This window comes from Actinomyces oris (assembly GCF_001553935.1).
In the GTDB taxonomy this organism is placed as follows: Bacteria; Actinomycetota; Actinomycetes; order Actinomycetales; family Actinomycetaceae; genus Actinomyces; species Actinomyces oris_A.
The window spans coordinates 1,578,972-1,594,884 of the sequence record NZ_CP014232.1 but is presented as its reverse complement, the minus strand read 5'-3'; the positions used below and the strand labels follow the sequence as shown (position 1 = coordinate 1,594,884).

General features: G+C 70.7%; 9 protein-coding genes and 1 tRNA gene. 4 read left to right on the top strand and 6 right to left on the bottom strand.

Going from position 1 to position 15,913, the window contains the following annotated elements:
• Positions 1–28 precede the first annotated feature (28 nt).
• Together mfd and AXE84_RS06505 are read right to left on the bottom strand one after the other, a co-directional pair.
• Positions 29–3,796: a transcription-repair coupling factor gene (gene mfd / locus AXE84_RS06510; RefSeq protein WP_060957280.1), complete on the bottom strand. Its 3,768-nt coding sequence runs from the start codon at positions 3,794–3,796 to the stop codon at positions 29–31.
• Positions 3,797–3,806: 10 nt separating this feature from the next.
• Entirely contained in the window at positions 3,807–5,180 is a 1,374-nt protein-coding gene (locus AXE84_RS06505) for a hypothetical protein (RefSeq protein WP_060957279.1), read from the bottom strand.
• 520 nt (positions 5,181–5,700) lie between these two features.
• Between AXE84_RS06505 and AXE84_RS06500 the strand changes: the two genes are divergently transcribed.
• The gene (locus AXE84_RS06500) at positions 5,701–7,941 is read left to right on the top strand and encodes a YveK family protein (RefSeq protein ID WP_060957278.1); all 2,241 of its coding nucleotides are present in this window, start codon (positions 5,701–5,703) and stop codon (positions 7,939–7,941) included.
• A 120-nt stretch (positions 7,942–8,061) separates the two neighbouring features.
• Here AXE84_RS06500 and AXE84_RS06495 read toward each other — a convergent pair whose 3' ends face one another.
• The 4 genes from AXE84_RS06495 to AXE84_RS06480 form a co-directional block, all read right to left on the bottom strand.
• On the bottom strand, positions 8,062–9,984 hold the full coding sequence (locus tag AXE84_RS06495) for a hypothetical protein (protein ID WP_060957277.1): 1,923 nt from the start codon (positions 9,982–9,984) through the stop codon (positions 8,062–8,064).
• Between the two features lie 417 nt (positions 9,985–10,401).
• Entirely contained in the window at positions 10,402–11,394 is a 993-nt protein-coding gene (locus AXE84_RS06490; protein WP_010613874.1) for a ribose-phosphate diphosphokinase, read from the bottom strand.
• 137 nt (positions 11,395–11,531) lie between these two features.
• Entirely contained in the window at positions 11,532–12,524 is a 993-nt protein-coding gene (locus tag AXE84_RS06485) for a bifunctional N-acetylglucosamine-1-phosphate uridyltransferase/glucosamine-1-phosphate acetyltransferase (protein WP_150116259.1), read from the bottom strand.
• Between the two features lie 192 nt (positions 12,525–12,716).
• A tRNA-Gln gene (locus AXE84_RS06480) sits at positions 12,717–12,788 on the bottom strand.
• Positions 12,789–13,021: 233 nt separating this feature from the next.
• On the opposite strand from AXE84_RS06480, the gene AXE84_RS06475 reads away from it, so the two are divergent.
• The 3 genes from AXE84_RS06475 (at position 13,022) to AXE84_RS06465 (ending at position 15,910) form a co-directional block, all read left to right on the top strand.
• Positions 13,022–14,242 carry an acyltransferase family protein gene (locus AXE84_RS06475; protein WP_060957276.1) on the top strand — a complete coding sequence of 407 codons (1,221 nt, stop codon included), beginning with the start codon at positions 13,022–13,024 and terminating at the stop codon, positions 14,240–14,242.
• A gap of 4 nt (positions 14,243–14,246) precedes the next feature.
• Positions 14,247–15,008 carry a TetR/AcrR family transcriptional regulator gene (locus AXE84_RS06470; RefSeq protein ID WP_060957275.1) on the top strand — a complete coding sequence of 254 codons (762 nt, stop codon included), beginning with the start codon at positions 14,247–14,249 and terminating at the stop codon, positions 15,006–15,008.
• 242 nt (positions 15,009–15,250) lie between these two features.
• Entirely contained in the window at positions 15,251–15,910 is a 660-nt protein-coding gene (locus AXE84_RS06465; protein WP_060957274.1) for a chain-length determining protein, read from the top strand.
• Positions 15,911–15,913 lie beyond the last annotated feature (3 nt).

The following is a 15,913-nucleotide window of genomic DNA, read 5'->3' as shown; positions in this document are numbered from 1 at the left end:
CAAGCTCCCCTTGTTATTAGCACGTGCGTCAGCGGCGTTTGCGGTAGGTGGTGGCCTCGGTCTCGTAGGAGGCGTCGCCCTGGACGACGGCGCGCAGGAGCACCTCGGCCCACCGCACGACCTCCTCGCCGGACAGGGCCGCCCCGCCCATGCGGTTGGTGCCCGGGGCAGGCACCACGATGGTGCGCGTGGCCGGCTTCAGCACGGTGCCCGGGTAGAGGCGGGTGACCTTCATACGCGCCGACTCGGGCAGGTCCACCGGGGCAAAGCGCACCGACTTGCCCTGGGCGACGATCTCGCGCACCCCCAGCTCGGCGGCCAGGGCCCGCAGGCGTGCCAGCGCCGCCAGGCGGGAGGTCGCCTCAGGCACGGGCCCGTAGCGGTCGGCCAGCTCCTCCAGGACGTCGTCGACCTGCTCCCCCGAGCGCGCCGCCGCGAACTTCGTGTACGCCTCCAGGCGCAGGCGCTCGTGGGGGATGTAGTCCTCGGGGACGGTGGCGTCCACGGGCAGCTCGATGCGCAGCTCGACGTCCTCCTCGTCGCCCTCCTCAAAGCCGATCACGTCGGCCCCGGCCTTCCCGGAGCGGGCCAGGGCCTTCTTGTAGGCGGCCACGGCCTCGGACACCATGCGCACGTACAAATCGAAGCCGACCCCGGCGATGTGCCCGGACTGCTCGCCGCCGAGCAGGTTGCCCGAGCCGCGGATCTCCAGGTCCTTCATGGCCACCTGCATCCCGGCCCCGAGATCCGTGTTGGTGGCGATGGTGCGCAGGCGCTCCAGGGCCGTCTCGGTCAGCGGCTTGTCCGAGGGGTAGAGGAAGTAGGCGTAGGCCCGCTCCCGGCCGCGCCCCACGCGCCCGCGCAGCTGGTGGAGCTGGGACAGGCCCATGCGGTCGGCACGGTCCACGATGAGGGTGTTGGCGTTGGACACGTCCAGCCCGGTCTCCACGATCGTGGTGCACACAAGCACGTCGGTCTCCTTGCGCCAGAAGGAGTCGATGACGGCCTCGAGCTGGTGCTCGTTCATCTGCCCGTGGGCGGTGGCCACGCGCGCCTCGGGCACCAGCTCGGCCAGGCGCGCGGCGGTGGCGTCAATGTCCTCGACCCGGTTGTGGACGAAGAACACCTGCCCTTCGCGCAGCAGCTCACGGCGGATCGCGGCGGAGACCTGCTTGGTCTCGTAAGCGCCCACGTAGGTCAGGATCGGGTGGCGGTCCTCGGGCGGGGTCGCCAGGGTAGACATCTCGCGCAGGCCGGTGACCGCCATCTCCAGGGTGCGCGGGATCGGGGTGGCGGACATGGACAGGACATCCACGTTGGTGCGCAGCGCCTTGAGGGTCTCCTTGTGCTCCACCCCGAAGCGCTGCTCCTCATCGATGATGACCAGGCCCAGGTCCTTGAACTTCACCTGGCCGGTGATGAGACGGTGGGTGCCGACGACGACGTCGACACTCCCCTTCTCCAGGCCCTCGAGCACCTTGGCGGACTCGGCGGCATCCTGGAAGCGGGACAGGGCCCCCACGGTCACCGGGAAGCCGGCGTAACGCTCGGTGAAGGTCTCGGCGTGCTGGCTCACCAGCAGGGTCGTGGGCACCAGGACCGCGACCTGCTTGCCGTCCTGGACGGCCTTGAAGGCGGCGCGCACGGCGATCTCGGTCTTGCCGTAGCCGACGTCGCCGCACACGAGGCGGTCCATGGGCTGGGCCTTCTCCATGTCGGCCTTGACCTCGTCGATGGTGGAGAGCTGGTCGGGGGTCTCGGTGTAGGGGAAGGCCTCCTCCAGCTCAGTCTGCCAGGGGGTGTCGGGGCTGAAGGCGTGACCGGTGGTGGCGGCGCGGGCGGCGTAGAGGCGCACGAGCTCGCCGGCGATCTCGCGCACGGCCTTGCGGGCCTTGGACTTGGTCTTGGCCCAGTCGGCGCCGCCCATCTTGCTCAGGGCGGGGCTGTCGCCGCCGACGTACTTGGTGACCTGGTCCAGGGCGTCGGTCGGCACCAGGAGTCGGTCGCCGGGCTGGCCGCGCTTGGAGGGGGCGTACTCGATGACGAGGTACTCGCGGGTGGCCGAGGAGCGGGCCCCACCCACAGTGCGCCGGCTCAGCTCGATGAAGCGCCCCACCCCGTGCTGGGCATGAACCACAAGGTCCCCGGCGTGCAGGGACAGGGGGTCCACGGAGCGGCGGGCGCGGCGGGCCGGCAGACTGCGGCGCTCGCGGGGGCCTGCCGAGGCCCGCCCGGTGAGGTCGGACTCGGCGATGAGTGCCAGGCGCAGGCCCTCGGCGAGGAAGCCATGGCCGGCGCTGGCCTGGGTGACGCGCACGACGCCGTCGCCGGGGCCCGCCGTCGGGGCGCCGGCCGATCCATCGGCATCGGTCTCGTCGACCGTGTCCTCGGCAGGGGTGGCCGGGTCGGGGGCCCAGTCGCCGTCGCGGCCGAGCTCGCCGACCTCCGAGAGCTGGTCGACGATGCGGGCGGGGACGTCGCCGTCGCCCAGGAGCTGGGCCATGCGCCGGCCGGGTCCGGGACCGTCGGTAGCCACGACGACGGTCCAGCCCTGGCGGGCCAGCCGGCCCAGGTCGGCCACGGCCCGCTCGAGCTCGCCGCGGTAGGTGTGGGGGTCGCTGAGGTCCAGTCGGGTGGTCTCGGGGCCGGCGGCCAGGGCGGTGAAGGACCACCAGCCGCGGTTGGAGGACAGGGCCAGGGCTCGGGCCTCGGCCAGGTGGGCGAAGGCGGCGGCGGACAGGTCGACGGGGACTGTGCCGCCGGAGGCCGCTGAGGTCCAGGCGGCAGCGAGGAACTCGGTGGTGGTGGCGGTCAGGTCCTCGGCGCGCTTGCGCACCCGCTCGGGCTCCAGCAGCACCGTGAGCCGGTCGCCGACGAGGTCGAGCAGCGGGACCATCGCCTCGACCAGCACCGGGGCGAGGGACTCCATGCCCTCCACGGCGATGCCCTGACTGATCTTCTCCAGCATGTCGGCGGCGCCGGGGACGGCGTCGACCAGGGCGGCGGCGCGCTCGCGCACCGCGTCGGTGAGGACCAGCTCGCGGCAGGCGGTGGCGGTCACGGCGCCCAGCGTCTCGATGGTGCGCTGGTCGGCGACGGCGAAGGAGGAGACCTCGTCGATCTCATCGCCGAAGAAGTCCACGCGCACCGGCCGGGGCTCGGAGGGCGGGAAGACGTCGAGGATGCCGCCGCGCACGGCGTACTCGCCGCGGGACTCGACCATGTCGACGCGCGTGTAGGCGGCGGCCTCCAGGCGGCGGGCGGTCTCCTCCAGGCCGACGGTCAGACCGGGGGCCAGCTGAACGGGCTCAAGCTCGCCGAGCCCGGCGATGACGGGGGCCAACAGGGCACGCACGGGAACGATGAGGACACGGATCGCCCCACCCTCCTCGGGGTGGGCCAGGCGGCGCAGGACGGACAGGCGCTGGGCGACAGTGTCGGCGCGCGGCGAGAGACGCTCGTGGGGCAGGGTCTCCCAGGCGGGCATGACGGCGACGTCGTCGGCCGGCAGGTAGCTGCGCAGGGCCAGGGCGGTCTCCTCGGCCTCGCGGCCGGTGGCGGTGACGACGAGCAGGGGCGTGCCGGAGACCTCGGCGGAGCCGGTCGCCGGCGCGTCGCCGCCGGCGACCCTCTGGACGCCCTCCTCCCCCAGGGCCATGGCGGCCAGGACGGCGGGCCGGGCGCCCGGGGCGACGACGAGGCTGCGGTCGGTGCGCGAGCGGGAGGAGGCGGCGCGAACGGTACGGGCGATGTCGGCGTCGGCGAGCAGCGGAGGCAGGAGCGCAGTCAGGAGCACGGCCGCGAGTCTAGTGACTCCCCGCATCAGCACCACTGACGGGCCGGACCGATCGGCCGGCGAAGGCCCGGCAGGACCAGTCCCCGCTGCGGATCCGGTTCCAGGGGTTGGCGTGCCCGGCGACGACGCCCACGCCCCCACCCGTGGTCTTGTTGCGGTTCTCCAGCAGGACGGAGACCTGCGCTGAGGCGGCCATGCCGGCGATGAGCCACACAACGGTGCCGATCTGGGTGATGAAGGCGACCGTGCCGTAGGCCGGAATGAGGCTGAGCAGGGCGATCTGCGCGGGGTTGGAACGCTGAACGACGGCCCGGAAGCCGTAGACCAGCAGCCCCACCATGATGAGCACCACGGGGAGCCAGCCGAAGCGCAGCGCGGTCAGCAGCAGGTGGTTGTCGATGGAGCTGTAGCCGCCCCAGGACACCGAGTCCCCTGACTTCTGGTAGACCGGGGACAGTCCCAGCGGCTTGAGCTGACGCACCAGGACGAGGATGTCGCCGCGGTAGCCGGCCGAGTCCTCCTGCTCACGGCCGGCTGAGTCGAAGACGCCCAGGACGTAGGGCAGCAGCACGCTGCCCACGCCGACCAGCACCATGAGGAAGCTCATCCGCCACAGGGCGGGGATGTTGGTGTGCACCTGCATAAGGCTGAGGATGACGGCGATGACGGCGCAGGCGATCGCCGAGCGGGAGAAGGTCGGGATGGTCGCCCCCAGAACGAGGGCGCCGGCCGCGATCCGGTAGCCGGGCCTCCACCGCGTGGCCAGGATGAGGGGAATACCGGCCGCCAGGCACACGCCTAGGGCGATGGGGTGGCCGAAGGCCCCCTCGACGCGGGTGAAACTGCCCCGAGCCAGGGGCGGGGCCCACTCCTCGTAGAGGTTGTTGTCGATGGTGATGTAGCTGAAGGGGTTGATGGTGGTGACGGCCTCGAACAGCGCCAGCACCGCCACCACGATCCACACGACCGCCAGGACCTCGGCCATGCGCCGCAGCCCGAGCCGCTCCACGAGCAGCCGTCCGGCGAGGTAGGCGGGCAGGGCGCCGAAGACGACGTCGGACAGGACGTAGTTGAGCGGCGAGCCCGCGGCGACGGACAGGCCCACCAGGCACCAAGCGGTGGCGACCATGAAGTCACCGCTGGTCAGCCGCCACGAGAAACCGGGCAGGAGGGCGACGATCACCAGGAAGCAGGCCAGGGTGGCCGGAGGCACATTGGGCTCGAAGGGGATCATCACCCACACCGGCACGAAGCCGATGGCGCCCATGACCAGGCCGGCCCCGACAATGGGGCGGCGGTGGATGCGGTCGGCCACGAAGATGAGGACCGCCAGACCGGCGGCCACCATGGGGAGGACGATGAACAGGGTCCTGACGAAGGACATCGTTCCTCCCTTGTTCTGTCATGACCGCGGTGATGTCACGGTGGTCGAGTCGGTGGTCGGTAGGTGGTCGGTAGGTGGTTGATACGTGGCTTGTCGGCGGACGGCCGGTGGGGCGGCAAGCCGCCACAGGCTGCTGTGAGAAGTACCCGGGAAGATGCTGGAAGAGCCTCCGAGGCCCTGACCAAGGTCAGGAGCAACCGGAAGAAGTCCGACGTCGTCGCCCCGGCTGGGCCGACCCCGACGCCTTCTTCACTGCTGGTGCGGGGTCCTCGGACCCCTCGCCCGTCACACGGTTCCGGTGAAAGACTCACCACATCGCCCGCTCCCCCACGTCTGAGGATTCCAGGCGTGGCCGGGGGCGCAGCGAAGGCTACTACAGTCGCCGAGACCTAAGCGTGATCTTACAGTTAGGGTTGGGCCGTAGCCTTTCAGCATCCGCCGGGCCATGCGGCCCACGGTGCCTGACGGGCCGCCGGAACCGACCAGATCCAGATCATCCCCAGACCAGATGAGGAGCAGCGTGCAGCCGTCGCAGATCCTTCACGCCATCCGCAGGAACCTTGTGGCCTGCCTCGTCATCCTGCTCGTGTGCATCCTGGCCGGGCTGGGAGTGGCCTTGGCGACGAAGCCGGTCGCCGCGGCCACCACGACCCTGGGCATCCAGCCCAAGTCCAAGGAGACCCCATCCTTCTCCACCCAGGCCAAGGACCTCATGCCGACCCTCGTGGAGCTCTCCACGAGCCCGAAGGTCCTCGATCCGGCGGCGGCCAACCTGAACATGGAGACCACCGACCTGTCGGACGCCCTGACGGTCACCAACCCGCCTGAGACGCTGGTCCTGTCCATCACCGCCAAGGCCGACAGCAAGCAGAAGGCCGTCGACATGGCCCAGGCGACGGCCAACTCGCTCAACAAGGAGCTCTCCTCCGGTGAGCTGCTGGGTAAGCAGGCCCTGGGCATGACGACGAGCACCACCTCGCCCGCCACCACGGCCAACACGACCATGGAGCGCCCCGGCGCCCAAGCCGCGGCCGTCTCCGGCCTGCTGCTGGGTCTTCTGGCCTCCGTCTCCTATGCGATGTTCCGTCACCGCCGCGACAGCGGCCATGGCGGCGACAGTGTCGCCGAGAACCGTCCCGGACGTACGGCGGCCACGCTGAGCGCCCTGCGGCAGAAGACCTCGGACCTGCTGCGACCGAGCCAGCAGCCGCCCGCGCAGCCTCAGGTGCAGGCGCAGCCGCCCTACCAGTATCAACAGCTCCCGGCCCCGTACCAGGCCCCGGTCTCCCCTGAGGTCTCCGGCATCCAGGATCCTGGCGCCATGGCCCCGCAGGCGGCCCCCGCCTCGATGCCGTCTCCCGGCTCCGCGCCCATGCTGCCGGCTTCGACATCGACCCCGGCACCGACCTCTCAGCCGACGGCCTCCTCCGCACCGGCCCCGGCCTTCCCGACCCCGCAGTCGCCGCAGCAGACGACCGCGATGCCCGCGTTCTCCGACTCCGCGTACCCGCCAGCCCAACCAGTGCCCTACGCCCAGGAGCCGGCCCAGGCCCCCGCACCGACGCCGACCCCGGCCTCCCCGGTGCCCACCACGTCGTCAACGCACTCCCCCACCTCCATGAGTGCGGCACCGCTGTCGTCGGCCTCGGCAGCCTCGGTCTCCGATCAGTCCTCGGCGCAGCCCTCCGCCCAGGATCCCGCCCTGGCCCCCGCACACAGCTTCACCTCGGGCATTACCTCCGCCATGCAGCGCCAGCAGGCCGACCAGCCCGCGCCGGGCGCCTCGGCTGGGACCATCTCGGCCGAGACCACCTCATCCCAGTCGGCCCCCGAGGCCACCGCCACCTACCGACACGCGCCACTACCTCCCCCGCTGCCCACCCCCGCCGACCTGACGGTGCCGGCCTCCCCGTCGATCGCGGTTCAGCCCTATACAGCCGCCCCGGCCTCCGGGAGCCACCGTTTCCCGGGCGCACCCGACGGCCCCACTCGCCGCAGCACCGCCCTGCCCACCGGGCAGACCGTCTCGGCCTCCTCCGGGTCCTCAGCCTCGCCCGCCTCCTCCGCCCCCTCGGCAGGGCCCTCCTACGAGTACCCTCCGGCACCGACGCCGACCGCGGCATCCTCCTCCGCCAGCTCCCCCGCCGCCATGCCGACCACCGGGCGCCGGCGCGCCTCGGCGCCCACCTCGAGCTCCGCGCCGAGCGTGCCCACTCGGCGGCGCATCACCTCGCCGTCGGCGGACCGCCCGGTGTCATCGGCCGGTTGGCAGGACGCTTCCTCCCTGCCCACGACGACGGGCCGGCGTCGGGTCCAGCCGACCTCCTCGGCTCCCGAGCCCGCGGCTGCCACCGAGGTCTCACGCGTCGCGGCACGCACGCAGGACTCGGCCCCTGAGACCAGCCCCTCCACCGCGCCTTCGACGTCGATGCGTCAGCAGGCGCCCTCGCGCCGGCAGACTCTGGCTCGACGCCGGCGGATGTCCAAGCCTCGACTGACTCTTGTGACGCCGTTGCCTGAGGAGTCCTCCATCGAGCAGACCCGCCATCTCACGCCGGTGTCGGCGTCGGCGGGAGGACGCCACCGCAGTCCTGATCCGCCGGACGCCCCGCCGCCGCCTCCGCCGCCGTCGATCCAGCCCGGTCAGCAGATGGCCTCGGCGTACTCGGCCTCCTCAGCGGCGCGGCACTCAGCCTCCGCCTCGGCGTCCTCTGCGGCCTCGGCTGGTCGCCGCGGGCAGTCAACGCGCCGCTCCTGGTGAGCCGGCTGCCGGCACCAGCGTCAAGGGCGGGTCCGATGCAAGCATCGGACCCGCCCTTCATGTCTGCACCGAGCCAGCTAGGCAGGTCCCAGCCCAGGAACCCGCGGCGCCCCGAGCCGCTTAGTTGTCGTCCTCCTCATCGGCGGCCTGGTCCTCATCGGCGTCCTGCTGGTTGCCGCCCTGGTCCGCGTCCTTGGCGGCGTCCTTCGCCTCAGCGGCGGGCTGCGCCTTCTTGCCCTTCTCCTTGTTGTTCTGCGCCGTCTGGGGGACCGTGACACTGGGGATCTGGGCGGTGATGGTGTTGCCGCTGGGGTCGGAGACCACCAGGCGGTAGGTGTGATCACCAGGCGCGCAGGTGGTGTCCTCCAGGCTGTGGTTCATGAGAGCCCAGCGGGTGTCGCCGATCTTCTCAGTGGCCACCGGCGTGGTCTCGTCATCCCGGTAGAGGCTGTAGGTCAGGGTCGGGTCGTCGCGGTCCCAGGTGGCTTTGAACCCCACCTTCACCGAGCCCGGGGCCGTCACCTCCGCCTTGGCGGCCAGGGTCTCGGCCTTGCCCTCGGGGGGCAGCGTGGGCTGGCCCGCACGTTTGGGGTAGCGCACGATCCCCTGCTGGGTCGTGCCGTTGGCCTCGACGAACTCACCCACCATGAGGACGTAGGAGTCGGTGACGTCCACCTTGTAGGCGGCCTGGGACATACCCGTGTACTTGCCCGCCTCCAGGTCCGGGTACCAGCCGATGATCGTGGGGCTCTTGTAGCCCGACGTCGACCAGTCCTGGTACCCGTCGACCACCCCCTGGTGGCGGATGGTGATATCGGGGCTGTTGGTGAAGGCCATGGCCCGCACATACAGGGGGTGCGGACCGTCCTTGCGAACCTCGGGCATATTGGGGAACCCGTAGATGGTCTCGCAGGAGTGGGCGTGCCCCACCGTGTAGACGGTGTCCTTGGTCGGGGCGATCCCGTAAGTGTCACCGTGGCAGGGCTCGAGCCAGACGAGGTTGCCGTCCCAGTCCGCCCTGAAGCTCCCCTCAAGGTTGGCCTCGTCAAGGCGTCCGACGGCGGAGTAGGCGGTGCCGTAGAAACCGTCGTCGTCGACGGCGATGTCGAAGATGGCGGCCTTCTCTCCGGCTGTGCGCACGATGTCATTGACGGGCATGGGCAGCACCTCGCCGGTGGAGGCGCTCAGGAGCGCCATCCCGTAGCCGGGTTTGCTCGAGCCGTTGACCGAGGAGAAGGAGCCGCCGATGACGACCTTGGAGTGGTCCGGGGAGACCTCGATCGCGTACACCTGGGCATTGGGCCCCTCCGCGGAGGCGGTCCAGTTCAGCAGCTGGCCGGTGGAGGCCTTGAGGGCGGCCACCCTGACGCGCGGCTGACCGTTCACCTTGGTGAAGTAGCCCCCGGCGTAGAGGGTGTCGCCGGCGACCGCGATGTCCTTGACGGTCGTGTTGAACATGGGCTTGAAGGAGGAGATGAGGGTTCCGTGCCCCTGAGTGAGGTCGAAGGCCGCCAAGCGGCTGTGCCACTCGCCGTTAACCTGGTCGAACTCCCCGGCCACGTAAAGGGTCTTGCCGTCCTGGGAGAGAGCCAGGCTGCGTCCTGGCCCGTTAAGGGTGGGGGCGAAGTCCTCGATGAGTTTCCCGGTGTTGAGGTCATAGGCCAGGATGTTGGAGCGCGCGACCTGCTGCTGCTTCTTGGGAGCGCCGGCCGGGCGGGCGTTGTCGAAGCTGCCGACGACGTAGACCACGTCGCCGACGACGAGCTGCCCCCAGGCGACGCCGTCGATCTGCACCGTGGGCAGGGGTGCCGCCGTGTACACGGGCTCACGAGAGGACTGGCCGGAGGGGTCGGCGCCTGCAGCGGCGGGGCCCTCGTCGTCACCGACGTTGTCCGAGCCGTCGCCCTGGTCCTTCCCATCGGCGTCGGCCTCCTGAGCCATGGCCACCGGCGCGGCGGGGGTCAGGACGACCATCGAGGCGAGCAGCAGCGGCAGGAGGGACAGGATGATGGCGAGACGAGGGATGGTGGAGAGACGACGCACGGAAACCTCCGGTACATATGGCGAGCAACGCGCAGGGGGATCACGGCACACCATTGACATCAGAGCGAATGAGGCCCACGTGAGTCGCCGGTCGAATGTCTGTGATAACGATTAATTTAACTGGTAGTGCGTGTTGCTTCAGGGAGCGTGTCCACTCATGCAGAGCACGAAGAGAGAACGAAAAGGTCACAAATCCATGACGGCACCACGCTACGCGACCGTGAGGTCGGATTGCAACATAATCGTTACCTGAAGAGTGCTCCACGCCCTGAGCGCGACTCGCCGTCATGGGGAGCCCGCCCCATGACAGACGCCCTCGCCGGACCCCGGTACGGGGCCCAGCGAGGTCGGGAGAGTGAAGGCCGGAACTAGCGCGCGGTGGCTATGGGGGTCCTGCGAGGAGCAGGCCCTCCGGCCTCAGGCGCCGGCGACGCCGACGGTGTCGAAGAGGGAGGCCACCGAGCCGTCGTCGAACACCGCCTTGATGGCCCGGGCCAGCAACGGCGCAATCGGCAGAATGGTCAGCTGGTCAAAGCGCTTGCCGGCGGGGATCGGCAGGGTGTCGGTGACGATGACCTCGCGGGCCCCGCAGGTGGAGAGCCGGTCCACGGCCGGCCCGGAGAGCACCCCGTGGGTCGCGGCGACGATGACGTCCTTGGCCCCGGAGTCCAGGAGCACCTGGACGGCCTTGGCGATGGTGCCGCCGGTGTCGATCATGTCGTCGACCAGGACGCAGGAGCGCCCCTCGACGTCGCCGACGACACGGTTGGCCACCGACTCGTTGGGGCGGGTGACGTCCCGGGTCTTGTGGACGAAGGCCAGCGGGGTGCCGCCGAGCTGGTTGGCCCAGCGCTCGGCCACCCGGATACGGCCGGCGTCGGGGGAGACGACGGCGGCGTTGCCGGGGTCGACGCGGGTGCGCACGTAGTCCACGAGCACCGGCTGGGCCCACAGGTGGTCCCAGGGTCCGTCGAAGAAGCCCTGCTCCTGGGAGGTGTGCAGGTCCACGCTCATGAGGCGGTCGGCGCCGGCAGTCTTGTAGAGGTCGGCCACAAGGCGGGCGCTGATGGGCTCGCGCCCCAGGTGCTTCTTGTCCTGACGGGCGTAGGGGAAGAAGGGGGCCACCACGGTGATGCGCTTGGCGGAGGCGCGCTTGAGGGCGTCAACCATGATGAGCTGCTCCATGAGCCAGTCGTTGACGCGGTCGCCGTGGGACTGGACGACGAACACGTCGCAGCCGCGCACCGACTCGTTGAAACGGACATAGGTCTCCCCGTTGGCGAAGTCGTAGGCCGTGGAGGACAGCACCTCGGTGCCGAGCTCGCTGGCCACGTCCTGGGCGAGCTCGGGATGGGCGCGTCCGGAGACAACGACCAGCCGTTTCTCACCCTTGGTAATGATGCCCGTCATGACGTGGTTCCCTTCTCACGGCCGGTGCGGCCCTCGATGTGACTGTTGGAGACGGAGGTGAAGGTCAGTGATCGCTTCGGCCGGCAGAGCCACGACGGCCTCACCGGTCGGGGCCGAAGCTGCGGTGCGCTCATGCGTCAGGCCTGGGCGGCGTCGGCGTCGAGCTGGCTGAAGGGGGCCACGACGCAGCCGGCCGGGATGACGGCGTCGGTGAGGATCGCGTAGGCGCCCACGCGGGCGCCCTGGCCGATCCGGGTGCTTCCGCGCACGAGGACGCCCTGCTCGAGGGTGACGTCCTGGGCGAGCTCGGCGGTGACGTCCACCCAGGTGGAGGAGGGGTCGACGACGCCGACGCCCTGGGCCATCCAGTCGGCCAGGACGCGGCGGTTGAGCTCGGCGCCGAGTTCAGCGAGCTGGGCACGGTCGTTGCAGCCCTCGACGAGCCAGTGGTCGGTGGCGACCAGCGCGCTGGTGGACCGCCCGGCCCGGTGGGCGTGGGCGACGACGTCGGTGAGGTAGACCTCGCCCTGGTCGTTGTCCGTGCCCAGGGTCGCCAGAGCGGTACGCAGGTGGGCGGCGTCGAAGACGTAGACGCCGGCGTTGATCTCGCGGATCGCGCGCTGGGCCTCGCTGGCGTCGCGCTGCTCGACGACGGCCGAGACCGTGCCGTCGGCCTCGCGCACGACGCGCCCGTAGCCGGTGGGGTCCTCGAGCTCGGTGGTCAGCAGGGTGACGGCATCCCCTCGCTCATGGTGCTGAGCCAGGAGATCCTTCAGGGTGGCGGTGTCCAGCAGCGGGACGTCCCCGCTGGTGACGACGACGGGCCCGGTGAGGTCCTCGGGCAGGGCGGCCAGCCCGCAGGCGACGGCCCGCCCGGTGCCGGGGACCTCGTCCTGGTCGGCCGGGACGGCGTCGGGGGCGACCTCGGCGAGATGGGCGATGACGGCGTCGCGCTCGTGGCGTACGACGACGACGAGGTGCTGGGGCTCCAGCCCCCTGGCCGCGGTGACGGCGTGGTCCACCAGGCTGCGACCGCCGATCCGGTGCAGGACCTTGGGGGTGACCGATCGCATACGAGTTCCCTTGCCTGCGGCCATGACGATGACGGCGGCGGGTGCGGTTGGCGTCACGTGTCCTCTTCTCACAGGTTCGCGCCCGGGCTCCCGACGTCTCCGGCCGCGACCGGGCGGAGGCCGGGGACGGACTCCAACGGTTTCTGAAATCAGGTACGGATGGACGGTTGGCGCGTATACCGCCGGCGGCCGGGTGACCGTCGTCGGGCGTGAGAGCGAGGGAACCCCAACGCCGCTCATGCTACGCCGCTCCGCCCCCAGGATTCGAACCCGGGCCTCAAGGCTCCAAAGGCCTGCGTGCTGCCGCTACACCAGGGCGGAAAGGACACATCCCGGCCCGAGCCCAACGGCGAGGGGCGAGACGCCGGGACAGTCTCTCATGTCCCGGTCGCGCTCGGCACCTTACGCGGCGGTTCAGCGCGCCCCGGTCGCGCACGGTTGCGTCCTGGTCGCCTCCAGGACCGGACCTGGCACCGAGCCTCCCGCCCGAGCGGGGCGCATGCCACACTCCTCGGACTTCGCGGTCGGCCGGGAGGACAGGGCAGGATGGGGGCATGTCCAGTTCCCCCTCCGCTCCCCCTCCCTCCTCCGGCAAGCCGGCAGCGGTGCGACTCATCGAGCTCGACGGGCTGCGCGGGCTGGCCGCCGTCGTCGTGCTCATCCACCACGCCCTGGAGACCGTCCCCGCGCTGGCGGAGGTCGGGGCGCGGCCCGGCACCGTCCCCACCGGCACCTTCAACCGGATCCTCACCCAGAGCCCCCTCCACCTGCTGTGGGCGGGCCACGAGGCCGTCCTCATCTTCTTCGTCCTGTCCGGCGTGGCCCTGACCTACCCGGTGGCCCGCCGCCACGCCCAGGGGCGGCGCTTCGACTGGGTCGACTACGCCCCTAGGCGCTTCGTGCGCCTGTGGCTGCCGGCGGCGGCCTCCACCACCTTCGCAGTCATCGCGATGCTGCTCGTGCCGCGCTCGGAGGATCCGGCGCTGGGGCACTGGATGACCGTCACCCACCCTGTGGGGCTCGGGGCGCGCCAGATGCTCATGGAGTACCTGCTCATCCCCAAGCACGCCTACCGCAACACCGTCCTGTGGTCCTTGCACGCCGAGGCGATCTTCTCCTTCGTGCTGCCCCTGATGATCCTCGGGGTGGCCCTGTGCGCCCGCTGGCGGATCTCCTGGCTGCCGGTGGTGGCGGCCCTGGCGGTGCCCGTCATCACCGCCAGCCCCGGCTCGGGCAGCTACCTGCCGGTCTTCACCATCGGTGCGGTCATGGGCTGGGCCTGGGGGCACAACCCCGCCCCGGTGCCCGAGCGTCCCCGACCCTGGGCGACGGCGCAGGCCCTGGTGTGCCTGCTGCTCATCACCCTGGCCTGGTGGCCGGGGATGGAGAGCCACACAGCCCAGCGCCTGGCCAACGCAGTCACCCTGGCGGCGGCGGCCTACCTGGTCCACCTCGTGGTGCGGGCCGGGGCGCTGCGCGGCCTGCTGCGCTCGCGCACCGTGCAGTACCTGGGGCTCATGTCCTTCTCCCTCTATCTGGTGCACGAGCCGGTCGTGGTCTCGCTGCGGCTGCTGACGCACTCGATCTCGCCGTGGTGGGTGCTCATCCTGGCGCCGGTGGTCTCGGCGCCGCTGACCTGGAGGTTCCAGCGCTACATCGAGGCCCCCAGCCACCGGCTGGCCCGCCGCACCGGGGCCCTGGCCTCGGCGCGCTTCGCCCAGTGGTCCCAGCGCCGTCGCTCCGCCCGGCCGGCCGACCGCAGCAGCGGGGTCTAGGGCCATGGCCGCCAAACGCACCCGCATGAGCGCCAGCGAGCGGCGCGAACAGCTCATCGCCGTGGCCCGCGGACTGTTCGCCGAGCGCGGCTTCGACGCCACGAGTGTGGAGGAGGTGGCGGCCCGCGCCCAGGTGTCCAAGCCTGTGGTCTACGAGCACTTCGGCGGCAAGGAGGGCCTGTACGCCGTCGTCGTCGACCGGGAGATCACCACGATCTCGGCCGCGATCTCCTCTGCTATCGCAGATCCCACCACGGACGCCACGGCGGCGCCGGAGGCCGACCGGCACGCACAGGGAGGATCCGACGCCTCCGGCTCGGCCTCTCGGATCGCCGAGCGGGCCGCCCTGGCCCTGCTGACCTATATCGAGGACTCCCCCGACGGTTTCCGCATCCTCTCGGCGGGCTCGGACCGCGCGGCCGGTACATACTCGACGCTGCTGGCCGACGTCGCCATCGAGGTCTCCGGGATCCTCGCCTCGCAGTTCGCCGCCCACGACCTCGACCCGCGCACGGCCCCGTTGTACGCCCAGATGCTGGTGGGTATCGTGGCGATGCCGGCTCAGTGGTGGTTGGAGAACCGCTCGATGAGTAAGGAGGAGGTGGCCGCCCACATGGTCAACCTCGCCTGGAACGGCCTGCGCGGCTTGAAGGCCGAGCCCACGCTCCACTCCGGGCCCGTAGGCGACTCCAGGGGCTCCAGCGGCTCCGAGGGCACTTTGGGGCCGGGGGTCGACTCGCACACCGGGGGCTCCGACGGGCCCTGAGCACCGCCCCGGAGTCGTTCACACCTGCGTCGTCGTGGGCTCTACTCCGCCTGGCGGAGGCTCGTCGCATTGGTCACTACCCGACCGGTCGATCATCCTGCACGTGCCTGCAATCCTCGAGCCCCAACGCCCCGACGAGTTCTGAGAACTGCCCGGGAAGGAGGTGATTCACTTCCCGTGCCCGGCTCTCGCCCCAAACGGCGCGCTATTCTGTTGCTCCCGCAATCACCGAAACGGAACCCATGGACCCGGAAACCCTCATCATCGCGCTGCGCAAGAACGCAGTCCTGGTGGTCATGCACGTTGTGCTGGGCACCATCATCGGCACTGTCTTCGGCCTGTTGACGCCGGCGCAGTACACCTCCACTGCCAACGCGAACCTGTACGTGGAGAACGGTGAGGCCAACCTCCCCAGCACCTTCAACTACCTGACCTCCGTCATGCCGACGCTGGTGGAGATCGGAACCTCGGAGAGCACCTTCGCGGAGGTCTCCAAGAACACAGGAATCAGCCAGGACGAGCTGCGCAGGTCCGTGTCGGTGACCAGCAAGACCGGCACCACGCTGGTGGAAATCCGGTGCACCAGCACGGATCCCGAACGCGCCCACAGGATCGCCGAGGCCGAGCTGAGCGCCCTGGACTCGGTGGCCCGTGACCTGTCCAGCTCCGGGCAAGCGGGGAACACCACCGCATCCCTCAAGGTGGTCGACTCCCCCACGACCCCCTCCTCCCGCTCGAGCCTGTCGGCCGTGTCCACCGCACTGATCGGGACCGCCATCGGACTGGCCGCCGGCGCCATCATGGCGATCCTGCTGTACTTCCTGAGTCAGAAGAACCCGCAGGACAAGGTCGAGGACCCGCTGCTCATCATTGGGCGTCGTCGCTCTCGGGAAGACGCCTGACCG

Bases quoted from the DNA above. Each gene is read 5' to 3' on its own strand.
- AXE84_RS06505 (WP_060957279.1), bottom strand. From the start codon at position 5,180: ATGTCCTTCGTCAGGACCCTGTTCATCGTCCTCCCCATGGTGGCCGCC.
- AXE84_RS06465 (WP_060957274.1), top strand. From the start codon at position 15,251: ATGGACCCGGAAACCCTCATCATCGCGCTGCGCAAGAACGCAGTCCTG.
- AXE84_RS06490 (WP_010613874.1), bottom strand. From the start codon at position 11,394: ATGACGGGCATCATTACCAAGGGTGAGAAACGGCTGGTCGTTGTCTCC.
- AXE84_RS06475 (WP_060957276.1), top strand. From the start codon at position 13,022: ATGTCCAGTTCCCCCTCCGCTCCCCCTCCCTCCTCCGGCAAGCCGGCA.
- AXE84_RS06470 (WP_060957275.1), top strand. From the start codon at position 14,247: ATGGCCGCCAAACGCACCCGCATGAGCGCCAGCGAGCGGCGCGAACAG.